Genomic DNA, 14,271 nt, shown 5'->3' on the forward strand with positions numbered 1-14,271 from the left:
CGCAAGGAGTACCGGATGTCCACCGCTTGCACACTGTCTTTCGAACTGTCCGACGGCACCGTCACCGAGGTCGCGGTGACGACCTTGCTCAACGGCGGCTACGCGGGCCGCAGCCAGGACGACGTGGCCGCTCACGTGCGCGAACTGGCCGAGCTCGGCGTTCCGGCACCGTCGGTGACGCCGAGCCTCTATCCCGTCGCGCCGTATCTCGCGCAGCAGACGTCCGTGGTGCCCGTGCAGCACGCACGGACCTCCGGTGAGGCCGAGTGGGCGTTGGTGGTGACCGACGACGACGTGCTGCTGACCGTCGCGTGCGATCACACGGACCGTGCGCTGGAAGTGCACGGCGTCGCATGGAGCAAGAACGCGAGCCTGGACGTGCTGGGCGGCAAGGCGTGGCGGCTGTCGGACGTGGCGGACCGGATCGACTCGATCGAGCTCACGGCGTGGGCCGACGGCGTGGAGATCCAGCGCGGCACGCTGGCCGAGCTGCTGACGCCGGCCTACTGGGTGGAGCGGCTGCGGGAGCTGGGGTTGCTGCGGCCTGGGACCGTGCTGCTGTCCGGCACGATCCCGATGCACCACGGGGTGGAGCAGTTCGCGTCGAAGTGGCGCGTCGAGCTGCGCGATCCCGCCACCGGTGACGTGCTCGACTGCGCCTACGAGGTGGCACCGCTGCCGGCGCCGATCGGCTGAGCGGGTGGCCGCGCCACCAGCGCCGGGGCGCTGACCAGGGCAGGCCGCCGACCAGGGCGGGCCGCCGTCGGCGCCGGTCGGCTGAACGGGCAGGCCGCCACCGACGCCGGTCAGCAGGGCGGGAGGGCGAACTGGGCGGGGCAGTCCGCCGCCGACGCCGGTCAGGTGAACGTGCAGGCCGCCGCCAGCGCTGGTCAACTGAGTGGGAGCCCGCCACCGCCGCAGCCCGGCAAGGGCACCGGTCGACTGGGCAAACAGCCCTGCCACCAGCGGCGATCGGCTGGGCCACCCGCCCCTCCCACCTGCCCGCATCGGCCGGGCGGGCACGCCGGTATGTGCCTCCAAAAACCCGTCGAAATCCCCGCCGCGCGCTCGACGCAGGGGTGACGGACCAACACAAGGGAGGCACCCGAAATGGGCAAGGTCTACACCGGCGCCAGCACCTCGATCGACGGCTACGTCTCGGGCCCGGAGTTCTCCGGCTTCGACAAGCTGTTCCGCTGGTACAAGTCGGGCGACGTCGCGTACACGGTGCCCACGGGCGCCATGACCGTGCACCTCACGCCCGCCAGCGCCGCGTACTTCAGCGGCATGGTGCAGGCGACCGGCGCGTTGGTGGTGGGGCGCAAGCTCTACGACATGACCAACGGGTGGGGTGGCCAGCACCCGATGGGCGTGCACACCGTCGTGCTCACCCATCGGCCGTTGGAGGACAACGAGCACTTCACGTTCTGCAGCGATGGCATCGAGAAGGCGGTCGAGATCGCACGGTCGCACGCCGGCGACAAGGGGGTTGGGCTCAACTCCGGCGAGGTGGCGCGGCAGGCCATCGACGCCGGGCTGGTCGACGAGATCTGCCTCGACCTGGTGCCGGTGCTGCTCGGCGGTGGCACGCCGTTCTTCGCGCCCGGCAAGGGATATCAGCTCGAAGGGCCGCTGTCGATCGTCGAGGGTGTCGAGGTCACGCACCTGCGCTACAAGGTGCGGTACGCCGGGTGAGGACGACACGGCGTGCGGCAGCCTTGGTGAGCCCGAGTCGCCGCCGCACGCCGTCGCGCGCACGAGGTCGTCTCACGCGGACAGCGCGGCCTTCACCGCGCGGGTGCGCTCGTCGGCCAGGACCTCGTCGTCGCCGTTCTCGATCGCCCGCAGCACCTGTGAGACCACGTCCTGCGGGGTGATCTTGGGTGCGTCGATCTCGCTGACCATGTCGGTGTCGATGAAGCCGGCGTGCACGGCGATGACGCGGGTCCCCTGTTCCCGCAACGCCTCGCGCGCGGACTTGGTGAACGACCAGCCGGCCGCCTTCGAGGCCGCGTAGCCGCGCCACTGCGCCCTGCCGACGAACGACAGGATGCTCAGCACGTTGACGATCACGCCGCCGCCGTTGGTCTTCAGCACGGGCGCGAACGCGTCCGTCGTGCGCACCAGGCCGTAGAAGTTGACCTCGAACTCCGCCTTGATGCTGTCGACGTCGTCGCCCGCGACCAGCACACCGGCGTTGTTGATGACGATCGTGGTGTCGCCGAGCTCCTTGGCGGCGGCCGCGACCGACGCGTCGTCGGTGACGTCCAGCTGGACCGGCACGACGCCCTCGTCCACGATCGACTCGGCCCTGCGCGCGCCGCCGTAGACCTTCGCGCCGCGCTGGACGAGCTCTGCGGCGAACACCCGGCCGAGGCCGCGGTTGGCGCCGGTCACGAGCACCGTCTGACCCTTGAAGTCCATCACTACCTCCTGAGTTGGTATTTCAAACCAACTCAGGGCAACCAGGTTTGATTTCCCAACCCACTGATACGCTGGTCACATGGCCCCTCGAACCTGTTCCATCGCGAACGCGCTGGAGGTCATCGGCGAACGCTGGTCGCTGCTGGCGTTGCGCGAGGTGTTCTTCGGCAACCACCGCTTCGACCAGATCGCCGCGAACACCGGCGCCTCGCGTGACGTGCTGGCCGCCCGGCTGAAGAAGCTCGTCGCGGCCGGGGTGCTGGAGAGGTGCCAGTACTCCGAGCACCCGCCGCGGCACGAGTACGTGCTCACCGACTCGGGGCGTTCGTTGCACAACGTGATGCTGATGCTCAAGGAATGGGGTGACGCGTACGTGACCGAGGGGCCCCTCCCGCTCGTGTGGGAGCACTCGTGCGGCAACGTCCTGGAGCCCCGTGTCGTGTGCGCGCACTGCGGCGAGGAGGCGACTCCGGAGTCGTTGACGCGCTCCGCCGCAACGCCGGGTGACCCCATCTCGGTGGCGTCGTGACCGCGGCGGATCCGGCCGGTGCGGGCTGAGCGGAGCGTCCCGCGTGGCCGGTCGCTGTCCGTGTAGTTTTGCGGCCATGAGTGAGGACGACGAGGACGAGTTCGCCGAGGACGACGAGTTCGAGGACGAGGAAGACGAGGACGACCTCTTCGCCGTCACGCCGGAACCGCGCACGGTGTGTCACCTGTGCGGGGGTGCGAGCTACATCGCGGCGCCGACGCTGGCGATCATCGGCGGTGCGCCGCGGACCGTGGACAACGGGCGGGAGTGCCCGCACTGCAACGGCGCGCGGACGTTCAACGGGCTGGTGCCACCCCTCTAACGGGCTGGCGCGGCCTCGCCGTGCGGCACGCGCGTACGGTAATCGCTCGTGGAGGTCCTCACCCGAGCCGAATGGCACGAGCTGCGTGACAGGCACGTCGCGCGCATGCGCCGGTACACCGGCCCGCACCTGGAGCGGAAAGCCGGCAAAGAGAAGCACCCGGTGATGGACTTCCTCTTCACGTACTACAGCCATCGGCCCGTGCGCCTCGAACGGTGGCATCCGGGGCCGGGCGTCGTACTGGAGGACGCGGCCGAGTACCTGGAGTTCCCGCACTACCGGGCCACGGCGGACGGCGTGACGCTCGACGTCGAGAGCTTCACCGGGCAGCGCGCCAAGACCCTGGACTTCGTCGAACGGCTGCTCACGGCCACGCTCGGCAGGCCGCCGCGGCTGGGCTGCTTCGGGCTGCACGAGTGGGCCATGGTCTACCGGCAGCGGCCGGAGGAGGTCCGGCACAACGCGTGGCCGTTGCGGCTGGGCAGCGGCGGCACGGACCAGGTGGTCGAGACGAGCCGCATCCAGTGCGGGCACTTCGACGCCTTCCGGTTCTTCACCGAGCCCGCACGGCCGCGCAACACCCTGCGGCCCACGCGGGAAGGGCAGGTCGAGAACGAGCAGCCGGGATGCCTGCACGCGAACATGGACCTGTTCAAGTGGGCCTACAAGCTGGAGCCCGCCACGCCGTCCGACCTGGTCGCCGACTGCTTCGAACTGGCCGTCGACGTGCGGGAGCTCGACATGCGGGCCTCGCCGTACGACCTGGCCGGGCTCGGGTACGAGCCGGTGCGGATCGAGACGCCGGAGGGGCGTGCGGAGTACGCGCGCAGGCAGGCGGAGTTCGCCGACCGGGCGCGGCCGCTGCGGGAACGACTCGTCTCCGTGTGCCAGTCGGTACTTGCCGTGACTTCACCTCGCTGACCGCACCCACCTGTTAGCGTGACCGGCGGTCGTCGGGGGCCGCTGAGTAGTTGTGAGGGATCGATGTCTCGACACCGCTCGCTGCGCGCGAAGGTGCGGCGCGGGATCGCCAAGTGGCCCGTCGCCATCGTGGTCGTCGTCGTGCTGATCGGACTCGGCTGGGGTGCCTGGTCGTACGTCGGCGGCGTGCTGGAGCGGCGCTCGCTGGCCCAGGCGCAGGACTGCAACGAGGGCGACTCGGTGCTGCGGGTGTCCGCGACCCCGAGCGTGGCCGAGTCGGTCGCGGAGGTCGCGCGGGCCTGGAGCGCCACGCGGCCCGTCGTGTACGACCACTGCATCACCATCGAGGTCACCTCGGCCGACTCCTCCGCCGTGCTGGACGGCCTGACCGGCACCTGGGACGCCGCCAAGCTCGGCGAGCGGCCGCACGCGTGGGTGCCGGACTCGACGCTGTGGGCGAACCGGCTGTCGGCGCTGAACGCCAAGCTGGTCGGCGGCACGCCGAAGTCGATCGGCACGTCGCCGGTGCTGCTGGCGGTGCCGGAGGCGGGTGCGCCGGTGCTCAAGGACTTCCGCTGGACGGACATGCCCGAGGTCACCGACTGGCAGCGGTACGGCCCGAACTGGGGCCGGTTCAGCGTCGCGATGCCCGACCCCGCGACGAACACGGCGTCCGCGCTCGCGATCCAGTCCGCGCTCGCCGGGGGCAGGGGGCCGGTGACCGCCGAGACGCTCAGCTCCGACGCCGCCAGGGCGACCCTGACGAAGCTCGCGGCCACCGTGCCGCCCCAGGTGCCCACGACGACGCGCGAGGCGTTGCGGCGGCTCGGGGACAGCGCGACGGTGAACGCGGCCGGCTTCAGCGTCACGCCGGTGTCCGAAGTGGACCTCTACAAGCACAACACCGGCAAGGAGGCGCCGTCCAAGCCGCTCGTCGGCGTGCTGCCGGTCGGTCCGGCACCGGTGGCGGACTTCCCGTACGTGTCGCTGTCCGGCCCCGAGGTCGGTGAGGCCGAGGAACGCGCGGCGCAGGCGTTCCGCGAGTTCATGACCGAGCCCGACCAGCAGAAGATCCTGGCGCACGGCGGTTTGCGCGTCGAGTCCACTCAGGACCGGCCGTCGCCCTCCCCCGGCGTGTCGTGGGCGCCCGTGACGGAGAACCTCGTCGCCGCCGACGCGACGACCACGCAGCAGCTGTCGGCCGCGTGGGCGTCGGCGGACCGCGGCGGCCAGGTCGTGACCGTGCTCGCGGACGTGTCCACGTCGATGAAACCCAGGCTGGACAAGGTGAAGGCGGCCCTGCGCGGGCAGGTGGACAGGTCGGTGTCCGGGTCGTTCGGGTTGTGGGAGTTCGCACGGTCCGTGGACGGCGCCAAGCCCTACAAGCAGCTCGTGGCCACCGGGCCCGTCGCGGACAAGCGCGATGCGCTGCGCAGGGCGGTCGACGGGCTCAAGACGTTCGACGGCTCCCAGCTCTACACGGCGCTGGGTGCCTGCTACGAGGCGGCGCACGACGGGTTCGTGGCCGGGCGGGTCAACCGGGTCGTGGTGATCACCGACGGCACCTCGGACGGCGGCATCGACCTGGCGGCCCTCAAGTCCCGGCTCAAGGGCAAGGACCTGCCGGTCAGCTTCATCGCGATCGGCGGCGAGGTGGACCGGGCCGCGCTGACCGACATCGCGGAGACCACCGGTGGCAGCGTGTCCGTCGTGGAGAACGAGGGCGGCGTCGAGGCCGCGCTCGGTCAGGTGCTGTCGACCTCGGCCTGAGCACTAGCCCAGCGCGTTGAACACCGCTTCCGCGCGGTCGCGGTCGGCGGTGAGCCGCCACGCCGTCTCGGCGATGTCGTCGGGGTTCAGCGTCGGGATCCGGCCGTACCTGGCGGGGTCGGCGGTGAGCATCCGGTGGATGTCGCCGCGTTCGACCAGGCCGCCGATGGTGAGCGTGCCCGCGTAGATCCCCTTGTCCGCCAGTGCCGCGTTGAGCGTCACGGCGTAGTTGCGCAGGGCCGCCGCGTTGAGCGCCAGCGCACCGAGACCGGGCATCGGCACGACCGAGCTGAGGCCGCCCGCGAACAGCAATGCTCCCCCGCCCCGTCCGAGCATGCCCGGCAGCACGTGCCCGACGGCGTCCACAGCGGGGTAGAGCCAGGTCAACGCCCTCTCGGCGTCCGCGGCGGTGATCTCGGTGATCGACTTCATCGGCGCGTCCTCGTCGGCCGCGCCCGGCCCGTAGTACAGCACCTCCACCTCGCCGCCGACGCGGTCCAGCGCGGCCAGCAACTGGTCGCGGTCGCGGACGTCAGCGGTGAACGCCTCCGCCGTCACGCCGGCCCGCGCCAGCTCGGCCACGTAACCCGCGTGCCGCGTGTCGGTGCGGGAGATCAACGCGACGTCGTGGCCTTCCCTGCCGAACCGGTGCGCGATGGCCATACCGAGGCCGGGACCGGCGCCTACGACGACTGCAACGGACATGAGCTCCGCCTTCCACTTAATTCGAGGGTGCCCTCGACTTCGTGTTCGCGACGCTACCACAGGAAGTCGAGGGCACCCTCAGGTTTGTAGAATGCTCCGCATGGCACCCAGGCCCCTGCGCGCCGACGCCGCGCGCAACCGCGACAAGCTGCTGGCCGCGGCCGTCGACGTGTTCGGCAGGCAGGGCCTCGACGCGCCGCTGGAGCACATCGCGCGCAAGGCCGAGGTCAGCATCGGCACGCTCTACGCCCACTTCCCCACGCGCCAGGCGTTCATCGACGCGATCTTCCCGGAGCGGCTGGCGGTGCTCGACGACATCGGCGCGGCGGCGCTGGCCGAGCCGGACCCGTGGCAGGGCTTCGTGCGCTTCGTCGAGGGCACGGTCGGGCTGCAGGCGCAGGACCACGGCCTCAACGACGCGATCGCGCGGCGCCTGCAACCCTCGTCGGAGGCCGTACAGGTGTGTCAGCGGGGCATGGGGCACGCCGTGCTGGTCATCCAGCGCGCCAAGGACGCGGGCCGGTTGCGCGCGGACTTCGAGCCGGCCGACCTGGCCACGCTGACGTGGGCGATGTCGCAGGTGATCAGGGAGTCGATCGACACCGAGCCGGACCGGTGGCGGCGGTTCCTGCGGTTCTACCTGGACGGGCTGCGGGGCACCGGGGACGGCGGACCGGCCTGAGGCGGTGGCTCACGCGACGTTGAACCGGTCCGGGTCGGGGCCGGTGCGGGTGCCGTTGTCCAGTTCGGCGATCACGGTCATGTCGTCCTGGGCGAGCTCGAAGTCGAAGATGTCGATGTTCTCCTTGATCCGGTACGGCGTGACGGACTTGGGGATCACGACGTTGCCGAGCTGGACGTGCCAGCGCAGCACGATCTGGGCCGGTGTCTTGGCGTACTTCTCGGCCAGCCCGGTGATCTCCGGACGGCCCAGCAGCGCGCCCTGGGCGAGCGGCGACCACGCCTCGGTGACGATGCGGTGGGTCACGTGGACCTTGCGCATCTCTTCCTGCTGCAGCAACGGGTGCAGCTCGATCTGGTTCACCGCCGGGGTGGTCGGGAACTCGTCGAAGAGGCGCTGCAGGTGGCGGGTCTGGAAGTTCGAGACGCCGATCGCCCGCACCCGGCCGTCGGCGTAGAGCTGTTCCAGCGCACGCCACGTCTCGGGATACAGCTCGCGTTGTGGCATGGGCCAGTGGATGAGGTAGAGGTCGAGCACGTCGAGGCGCAGCCGGCGCATGCTCGCGTCGAACGCGCGCAGCGTCGAGTCGTAGCCCTGGTCGGAGTTCCACAGCTTGGTGGTGATGAACAGGTCCGGCACGCCCGCGATCGCGTCGCCGACGCCGGACTCGTTGCGGTAGGCGGCCGCCGTGTCGATGCTGCGGTAGCCGGCCTCGATCGCGGTCGTGACCGCACCGGCCACCTGGTCCTCCGGCACCTGGAAGACGCCGAAGCCGAGTTGGGGGATCCGTACTCCGTTGTTCAACGAGATCAGCGGAACCATGCGGGTAGCTTCGCACCGTTGTAGAGCTCCCGCATCGCCTCGACGGCGGCCACGATCTCGTGCCTGAGCTCGGCCGGTGCCACGACCTCGACGTCGGCGCCGAACTTGAGCAGGTCGGCGACCGCGTGCCGGGTCGACTCGGTCGGGAAGCCGAACTCGGCGCCCGGCTCCGGGTCGAGCTCGGCGATCACCCGCGCCTGGTGGCCGCTGAGCAGGTAGCGGGCCTTGTCGAGGCCCGCGCGGGTCATGCGGACGGTGACGCGTTCGCCGTACATGCGCGCCTCGAACTCCTCCGACCACCGCGCCCAGAACGCCGCGAGGTCGAAGCCGGCCGGGCGGTCGAACGTGTCGTTCGTGACCTCCAGCTCCAGCACCCGCGACACCCGGTAGGTGCGCAGACTGCCGACGAAGTACCAGGTGCCCGCCTTCAGGACGAGCCCGAGCGGGTCGACCTCGCGGGTGACGGTCCGGTTGCCCCACCGCCGGTAGGTCATGCGGACGCGGCGCTGCTCCCACACGGCGTCGGCGATCGTGGCGAGGTGGGCGGTGGGCTCGTCGCCGCGGAACCACGACGGCGTGTCGAGGTGGAAGCGCTGCCGGATCTGCTCGGCCTTCGCGCGCAGCTCGGTGGGCAGCGCGGCGAGGAGCTTGAGCTGGGCCGCGGCGGCGAACTCGCGCAGCCCCAGCTCCTCCGCGGGACCGGGCAGTCCGGCGAGGAACAGCGACTGCGCCTCGTCGGTGGTGAGCCCGGTCAGGCGGGTCCGGTAGCCGTCGACGAGCCGGTAGCCACCGGCGGGGCCGCGGTCGGCGTAGATCGGGATGCCGGAGGCGCTGAGGGCGTCGATGTCGCGGTAGATCGTGCGGGGCGAGACCTCCAGGCGGGTCGCCAGCTCGTCGGCGGTCATGCGGCCGCGTGACTGCAGCAGCAGGAGCACCTGGATCAACCGGCTGGACTTCATGTCCGCAAACCTGACACAAACTGTCAGGATCTGCCAGCAGAGTGGCACCCATGAAGGCAACCGGAACCATCGAAGTGAAGAGCTGGGACGAGAAGACCTGGGACGGCCGCCCGTACGCCGAGGTCGAGGGCCGCAAGCTGACCGAGGCGCACGTCTCGTTCGCCTACACCGGCGACGTCGTCGGTGTGTCGCAGTGCCGGTACCTCATGTCCTACTGCGACGACGTGGCGTGGACGACCGCCGTCGAGGAGATCGTCACGGACGCCGGCACGCTGGTCCTGCGGCACGTGGGCGCCTACCGGAAGGCGGTCGAGGGCGAGATCGAGATCCTCGACGGCACCGGCGTGTACGCGGGCGCGAAAGGTGCGGCGAAGGTCGACTGGGCGGAGGATGGCAGCGGCACCTACACGCTGGAGTACGAGGTCTGAGCCCATGACCGGCGCCCCCGTCTACGACGCGGCCAAGCTGCGGATCACCGAGCTGGTGCGCGGCCGGGACCCGCAGACACCCGTCGCGGCGACCCCGGGCTGGTCGGTCAAGGACGTGGTGGCGCACCTGGCCGGCGGTCTGCGCGACTTCGTGGACCGCCGGTACGACGGCGTGGAGTCCGGCGAGTGGGGCGAACGGCAGGTGCGCGACCGTCGCGGCAACTCGCTGGACGACGCCTTCGCCGAGTGGGACGCGAACCGGGAGCTGGCCACCCCGCTGTTCGACACGCCCATGGGCTCCGTGCTGGTCGCGGAGGTCGTCGCGCACGAGCACGACCTCCGTGCGGCGCTGGGCGTTCCCGGCGACCGCGACTCGGCGGCGGTGCGGGCGGCGCTGACCAGGCCGTTGCAGCAGCTCGACCAGCGGATGCGGGAGAACGAGGTGCCGGCGCTGCGGATCGTGCTGGAGCACGGCGAGCGCGTGCTCGGCCACGGCGAGCCCGCCGGGACGCTGCGGACGTCGTCGTTCGAGCTGATGCGGGCGGTCGGCGGGCGGCGGTCGGCCGACCAGATCAAGGCGATGGACTGGGACGGCGACCCGGACACGTGGATCGCGGCGCTGGCGTTGTTCGGACGGCACCGGCCGGAACCGTTCTCCGAGTAGCTTGTCCGGCGTGGACTGGCTGGCGGACACGCGGACCTCGTACGACACGGTCGCTTCGAGCTACGCGGACTACACACGTGACCTGCTGGCGGAGCTGCCGCACATGCGTGCCGCGCTGGGGTTGTTCGCGGCGGAGGTGAGCGGGCCGGTGGCGGACGTCGGGTGCGGGCCGGGCGCCGTCACGGCACACCTGCACGACCTCGGAGCCGACGTGTCCGGGATCGACCTGTCACCGGAGATGATCGCGCTGGCCCGGCGGACGTACCCCGGCCTGCGGTTCGAGGTGGGGTCGATGACCGACCCGCTGCCCGGCCCGGTGGGCGGGGTGATCGCGTGGTGGTCGCTGATCCACGTGCCGGACGCGGTGGTGCCGGAGGTCTTCGCGCACTTCCGCTCGGCGCTGCTGCCGGACGGGTTGCTGGCGCTCGGCTTCCACGTCGGGAACCGGACGAACCGCAAGACGCAGGGCTACGGCGGGCACCCGATGCGGGTGGACGTCCACCTGCGACAGCCCGCGACCGTGGCGGCGTGGCTGCGGGAGGCGGGGTTCCGGATCGAGGCGCAGTGGGTGCTGGAGCCGGACGCCGAGGTGCCGGCGGGGATCCTGTTCGCCCGGCGCGGGTGAGACGATCCGCGGGTGTCCGATGTGAACGAGCAGACGTGTCAGCGTTGTGGTGAGCCGGTGGAGCTGGAGCGGGAGGACTACGAGCTGTTCGAGCGGATGCACCCCGACTGCTTCCACTACGCGTTCGAGCACGACCTGGACAGGCCGGGGCTGGGCGTGGACGAGGACTGCGGCGACCCGGCCTGCCCGTCCGGCGCCTAGCAACGCGAAGGGGCGCGCCCGCCGAAGCGGACGCGCCCCTGTCTCACGACCGGATCAGCCGCTGTACGCCGAGAGCGGCGGGCAGGAGCAGACGAGGTTGCGGTCGCCCTTCGCGCCGTCGATGCGGCGGACCGGCGGCCAGATCTTCGGGGCCGACGTGCCGGCCGGGTGGACGGCCTCCTCGCGGGTGTACGGGTGGTTCCACTCGCCGACGGTCACGCACGCCGCGGTGTGCGGGGCGTTGCGCAGCGGGTTGTCCTCGACGGGCCACTCGCCGGCGCCGACGCGGTCGATCTCGGCCTTGATGGCGATCATGGCGTCGATGAAGCGGTCGATCTCGGCGAGGTCCTCGGACTCGGTGGGCTCGACCATCAGCGTGCCGGCGACCGGGAACGACATGGTCGGGGCGTGCAGGCCGTAGTCGGCGAGGCGCTTGGCCACGTCGTCCACCGTCACGCCGGTGGCCTTGGTGATCGGGCGCAGGTCGAGGATGCACTCGTGGGCCACGAAGCCGCCCTCACCGGTGTAGAGGACCGGGTAGTGCTCGTCGAGGCGGCGGGCCACGTAGTTCGCGGCGGCCACGGCGGTCAGGGTGGCGCGGCGCAGGCCGTCGCCGCCCATCATGCGCACGTAGGCCCACGAGATCGGCAGGATCGACGCGGAACCCCACGGGGCACCGGAGATCGGGCCGACGCCCGTGGCCGGGCCCGCGGTGGGCTGCAGCGGGTGGTTCGGCAGGAACGGGGCGAGGTGGGACTTCACACCGATCGGGCCGACGCCGGGGCCGCCACCGCCGTGCGGGATGCAGAACGTCTTGTGCAGGTTCAGGTGTGAGACGTCGGAGCCGAACTTGCCGTAGCGGGCCAGGCCGATCAACGCGTTGAGGTTCGCGCCGTCGACGTACACCTGGCCGCCCGCCTCGTGGACCAGGCCGCAGACCTCGCGGACGGTGTCCTCGTAGACGCCGTGCGTCGACGGGTAGGTGATCATGATGGCGGCGAGGTCGTCGGCGTGCTCCGCCACGGTCTGCCGCAGGTGGCCCATGTCGATGTTGCCCTTGTCGTCGCACTTCACGACGACGACGCGCATACCGGCCATGACGGCGGACGCGGCGTTCGTGCCGTGCGCGGACGACGGGATCAGGCACACGTCGCGGTCGGCGTTGCCGTTCGCGCGGTGGTAGGCGCGGATGGCCAGCAGACCGGCGAACTCACCCTGCGACCCGGCGTTGGGCTGCAGGGACACCGCGTCGTAGCCGGTGACCTCGGCGAGCCACGCCTCCAGGTCGGAGACGATCTTCAGCAGGCCCTTCGCGTCCTCGACGGGCGCGAACGGGTGCAGCGTCGAGAACTCCGGCCAGGTGATGGACTCCATCTCCGCGGTCGCGTTCAGCTTCATCGTGCAGGAGCCGAGCGGGATCATGCTGCGGTCCAGCGCGACGTCCTTGTCGGACAGCGCGCGCAGGTAGCGCAGCAGCGCCGTCTCCGAGCGGTGCGCGTGGAAGACCGGGTGCGTCAGGTAGTCCGACGTGCGGCGCAGGTCGGTCGGGATGCCGTCGGCGGTGTCGGCGTCGATGGCGTCCACATCGGACCCGGTCACGCCGAACGCCTCCCACACGGCGAGGACGTGCGCACGCGTGGTCTTCTCGTCGCAAGCGATTGCGACGACGTCGGCGTCCACGAGCCGCAGGTTGATGCCCGCCTCGCGCGCCTTCGCGACGACCTCGGCGGCCCGGCCCTCGACGCGAACCTGGACGGTGTCGAAGAACTCGCCGTGCACGACGTCGAGGCCGCCCTCGCACAGACCCGTCGCGAGCACGGTGGCCAGGCGGTGCACCCTGGTCGCGATCGCGCGCAGGCCCTCAGGGCCGTGGTAGACCGCGTACATCGACGCGATCACGGCGAGCAGCACCTGGGCGGTGCAGATGTTCGAGGTGGCCTTCTCGCGGCGGATGTGCTGCTCGCGGGTCTGCAGCGCCAGGCGGTAGGCCAGCGAGCCGTCGGCGTCGACGGAGACGCCCACGAGACGGCCGGGCAGCTGGCGCTCCAGGCCGGAGCGGACGGCCATGTACCCGGCGTGCGGGCCGCCGAAGCCGATCGGCACGCCGAAGCGCTGCGTCGTGCCCACCACGACGTCCGCGCCGATCTCACCGGGCGGGCGCAGCAGCGTCAGCGCCAGCAGGTCGGCGACGACCACGGCCTGCGCACCGGCGGCGTGGATCTCCTCGACCAGCGCGGCCTGGTCGCGCACCACACCGGACGCACCGGGGTAGGACAGCAGCACGCCGAAGAAGTCACCGCCCAGGCCGAGGCCCTCGATGCCCTGCGACAGGTCGGCGACGACGATCTCGATGCCCAGCGGCTCGGCGCGCGTCTCGATCACGGCCAGCGTCTGCGGCAGCGTGTCGGCATCCACGACGAACTTCGCCGACTTCGACCGGCCGGCGCGGCGCACCAGCGTCATCGCCTCGGCCGCGGCGGTCGACTCGTCCAGCATGGACGCGTTGGCCGTCGGCAGGCCGGTCAGGTCGCCGACCATCGTCTGGAAGTTCAGCAACGCCTCCAGGCGGCCCTGCGAGATCTCCGGCTGGTACGGCGTGTACGCGGTGTACCAGGCGGGCGACTCCAGGACGTTGCGCAGGATCACGCCCGGCGTCACGGTGTCGTAGTAGCCCAGGCCGATCATCTGGGTCATCGGCCGGTTCTGGGCGGCGAGCTCACGCAGCTCGGCGAGCGCCTCGGTCTCCGTCGCGGGCGCCGGCAGGTCCAGCACCAGGTCGCGCTCGTGGATGGACGAGGGCACCGCGTGCTGCGCCAGCTCCTCCAGCGACCCGACGCCGATCACGTCGAGGATGCGCGCGAGCTCGGCCGGGCGCGGACCGACGTGGCGGTCGGCGAACGGGGTGCCGTGCTCGAGAGCTGCGAGCGGAATGCGGTCCTGCGTCATCTAACGCCTCCGGGGGCCTGAGGGCACACGTGTCCTGGGCCCTCCCCGCTCTGTCCGTACCCGACATCGGGCGCCTGAGAGGTTCACCCACCACGAGGATGGGCTTTCACCGTCGGCGGGATCCCTGGGGAATCCACTTTCCAGAGGCGTCTCGCTCACGCGGTCCTGGATGCCTGAGAGGTTCCCGGGGAGGAACTTGCTCCTTCGGCGCCGGGTGCGACAACCCCGGTCTCTCCCGCCTGAGTTCAGCGACTACCCGAGAAGAATACCCGC

General features: G+C 71.2%; 16 protein-coding genes and 1 riboswitch. Of the genes, 11 read left to right on the plus strand and 5 right to left on the minus strand.

All coding sequences use genetic code 11. From position 1 onward, the window contains the following. Nucleotides 1-15 precede the first annotated feature (15 nt). Both ADL03_RS28630 and ADL03_RS28635 read left to right on the plus strand, forming a co-directional pair. The gene (locus ADL03_RS28630; RefSeq protein WP_053736787.1) at nucleotides 16-696 is read left to right on the plus strand and encodes a DUF2848 domain-containing protein; all 681 of its coding nucleotides are present in this window, start codon (nucleotides 16-18) and stop codon (nucleotides 694-696) included. 414 nt (nucleotides 697-1,110) lie between these two features. Next, entirely contained in the window at nucleotides 1,111-1,695 is a 585-nt protein-coding gene (locus tag ADL03_RS28635) for a dihydrofolate reductase family protein (RefSeq protein ID WP_053736660.1), read from the plus strand. A gap of 72 nt (nucleotides 1,696-1,767) precedes the next feature. Here the strand turns inward: ADL03_RS28635 and ADL03_RS28640 are convergent, their stop codons facing one another. Then, the gene (locus ADL03_RS28640) at nucleotides 1,768-2,424 is read right to left on the minus strand and encodes an SDR family oxidoreductase (RefSeq protein ID WP_053736661.1); all 657 of its coding nucleotides are present in this window, start codon (nucleotides 2,422-2,424) and stop codon (nucleotides 1,768-1,770) included. A 79-nt stretch (nucleotides 2,425-2,503) separates the two neighbouring features. Between ADL03_RS28640 and ADL03_RS28645 the strand changes: the two genes are divergently transcribed. From ADL03_RS28645 to ADL03_RS28660, 4 genes are all read left to right on the plus strand, one after another. Beyond that, on the plus strand, nucleotides 2,504-2,953 hold the full coding sequence (locus tag ADL03_RS28645) for a helix-turn-helix domain-containing protein (RefSeq protein WP_053736662.1): 450 nt from the start codon (nucleotides 2,504-2,506) through the stop codon (nucleotides 2,951-2,953). A 76-nt stretch (nucleotides 2,954-3,029) separates the two neighbouring features. Further along, complete coding sequence (locus ADL03_RS28650) at nucleotides 3,030-3,275, plus strand: hypothetical protein (protein ID WP_053736663.1); 246 nt, start codon at nucleotides 3,030-3,032, stop codon at nucleotides 3,273-3,275. A 48-nt stretch (nucleotides 3,276-3,323) separates the two neighbouring features. Continuing rightward, a complete protein-coding gene (locus ADL03_RS28655) occupies nucleotides 3,324-4,196 on the plus strand; it encodes a hypothetical protein (protein WP_053736664.1) in 873 nt (290 codons plus the stop codon). Between the two features lie 63 nt (nucleotides 4,197-4,259). Further along, complete coding sequence (locus ADL03_RS28660; protein WP_053736665.1) at nucleotides 4,260-5,966, plus strand: substrate-binding domain-containing protein; 1,707 nt, start codon at nucleotides 4,260-4,262, stop codon at nucleotides 5,964-5,966. Nucleotides 5,967-5,969: 3 nt separating this feature from the next. Here ADL03_RS28660 and ADL03_RS28665 read toward each other — a convergent pair whose 3' ends face one another. Then, nucleotides 5,970-6,671, minus strand: a complete 702-nt coding sequence (locus tag ADL03_RS28665; protein WP_053736666.1) for an SDR family NAD(P)-dependent oxidoreductase — start codon at nucleotides 6,669-6,671, stop codon at nucleotides 5,970-5,972. Between the two features lie 100 nt (nucleotides 6,672-6,771). On the opposite strand from ADL03_RS28665, the gene ADL03_RS28670 reads away from it, so the two are divergent. Further along, nucleotides 6,772-7,353 carry a TetR/AcrR family transcriptional regulator gene (locus tag ADL03_RS28670; protein WP_053736788.1) on the plus strand — a complete coding sequence of 194 codons (582 nt, stop codon included), beginning with the start codon at nucleotides 6,772-6,774 and terminating at the stop codon, nucleotides 7,351-7,353. Between the two features lie 9 nt (nucleotides 7,354-7,362). Here ADL03_RS28670 and ADL03_RS28675 read toward each other — a convergent pair whose 3' ends face one another. Then, complete coding sequence (locus ADL03_RS28675) at nucleotides 7,363-8,175, minus strand: aldo/keto reductase (RefSeq protein WP_053736667.1); 813 nt, start codon at nucleotides 8,173-8,175, stop codon at nucleotides 7,363-7,365. Next, a complete protein-coding gene (locus tag ADL03_RS28680) occupies nucleotides 8,163-9,134 on the minus strand; it encodes a YafY family protein (RefSeq protein ID WP_053736668.1) in 972 nt (323 codons plus the stop codon). The genes ADL03_RS28675 and ADL03_RS28680 overlap by 13 nt, the downstream gene beginning before the upstream one ends. A 50-nt stretch (nucleotides 9,135-9,184) precedes the next feature. Between ADL03_RS28680 and ADL03_RS28685 the strand changes: the two genes are divergently transcribed. Genes ADL03_RS28685 through ADL03_RS47505 form a run of 4 tightly spaced genes read left to right on the plus strand, consistent with a single transcriptional unit; the run spans nucleotide 9,185 to nucleotide 11,052 of the window. After that, on the plus strand, nucleotides 9,185-9,562 hold the full coding sequence (locus ADL03_RS28685) for a DUF3224 domain-containing protein (RefSeq protein WP_053736669.1): 378 nt from the start codon (nucleotides 9,185-9,187) through the stop codon (nucleotides 9,560-9,562). 4 nt (nucleotides 9,563-9,566) lie between these two features. After that, nucleotides 9,567-10,226 (plus strand): maleylpyruvate isomerase family mycothiol-dependent enzyme, encoded by a 660-nt coding sequence (locus ADL03_RS28690; RefSeq protein ID WP_053736670.1) that lies wholly within the window; start codon nucleotides 9,567-9,569, stop codon nucleotides 10,224-10,226. Nucleotides 10,227-10,236: 10 nt separating this feature from the next. After that, entirely contained in the window at nucleotides 10,237-10,851 is a 615-nt protein-coding gene (locus ADL03_RS28695; protein WP_231642365.1) for a trans-aconitate 2-methyltransferase, read from the plus strand. Nucleotides 10,852-10,863: 12 nt separating this feature from the next. After that, nucleotides 10,864-11,052, plus strand: a complete 189-nt coding sequence (locus ADL03_RS47505) for a hypothetical protein (RefSeq protein ID WP_157529424.1) — start codon at nucleotides 10,864-10,866, stop codon at nucleotides 11,050-11,052. Nucleotides 11,053-11,106: 54 nt separating this feature from the next. Here ADL03_RS47505 and gcvP read toward each other — a convergent pair whose 3' ends face one another. Continuing rightward, nucleotides 11,107-13,998, minus strand: coding sequence for an aminomethyl-transferring glycine dehydrogenase (gene gcvP / locus ADL03_RS28700; protein WP_053736672.1), 2,892 nt, complete (start codon nucleotides 13,996-13,998; stop codon nucleotides 11,107-11,109). A gap of 150 nt (nucleotides 13,999-14,148) precedes the next feature. Beyond that, nucleotides 14,149-14,246, minus strand: a riboswitch (glycine riboswitch). Nucleotides 14,247-14,271 lie beyond the last annotated feature (25 nt).

The organism is Nocardia sp. NRRL S-836 (assembly GCF_001279525.1).
Lineage (GTDB): Bacteria > Actinomycetota > Actinomycetes > Mycobacteriales > Pseudonocardiaceae > Lentzea.

What these genes read in the sequence shown, in the direction of transcription:
- ADL03_RS28630 (WP_053736787.1), top strand. Translation starts at nt 16, where the DNA reads ATGTCCACCGCTTGCACACTGTCTTTCGAACTGTCCGACGGCACCGTC.
- ADL03_RS28635 (WP_053736660.1), top strand. Translation starts at nt 1,111, where the DNA reads ATGGGCAAGGTCTACACCGGCGCCAGCACCTCGATCGACGGCTACGTC.
- ADL03_RS28640 (WP_053736661.1), bottom strand. Translation starts at nt 2,424, where the DNA reads ATGGACTTCAAGGGTCAGACGGTGCTCGTGACCGGCGCCAACCGCGGC.
- ADL03_RS28645 (WP_053736662.1), top strand. Translation starts at nt 2,504, where the DNA reads ATGGCCCCTCGAACCTGTTCCATCGCGAACGCGCTGGAGGTCATCGGC.
- ADL03_RS28650 (WP_053736663.1), top strand. Translation starts at nt 3,030, where the DNA reads ATGAGTGAGGACGACGAGGACGAGTTCGCCGAGGACGACGAGTTCGAG.
- ADL03_RS28660 (WP_053736665.1), top strand. Translation starts at nt 4,260, where the DNA reads ATGTCTCGACACCGCTCGCTGCGCGCGAAGGTGCGGCGCGGGATCGCC.
- ADL03_RS28665 (WP_053736666.1), bottom strand. Translation starts at nt 6,671, where the DNA reads ATGTCCGTTGCAGTCGTCGTAGGCGCCGGTCCCGGCCTCGGTATGGCC.
- ADL03_RS28670 (WP_053736788.1), top strand. Translation starts at nt 6,772, where the DNA reads ATGGCACCCAGGCCCCTGCGCGCCGACGCCGCGCGCAACCGCGACAAG.
- ADL03_RS28675 (WP_053736667.1), bottom strand. Translation starts at nt 8,175, where the DNA reads ATGGTTCCGCTGATCTCGTTGAACAACGGAGTACGGATCCCCCAACTC.
- ADL03_RS28680 (WP_053736668.1), bottom strand. Translation starts at nt 9,134, where the DNA reads ATGAAGTCCAGCCGGTTGATCCAGGTGCTCCTGCTGCTGCAGTCACGC.
- ADL03_RS28685 (WP_053736669.1), top strand. Translation starts at nt 9,185, where the DNA reads ATGAAGGCAACCGGAACCATCGAAGTGAAGAGCTGGGACGAGAAGACC.
- ADL03_RS28690 (WP_053736670.1), top strand. Translation starts at nt 9,567, where the DNA reads ATGACCGGCGCCCCCGTCTACGACGCGGCCAAGCTGCGGATCACCGAG.
- gcvP (WP_053736672.1), bottom strand. Translation starts at nt 13,998, where the DNA reads ATGACGCAGGACCGCATTCCGCTCGCAGCTCTCGAGCACGGCACCCCG.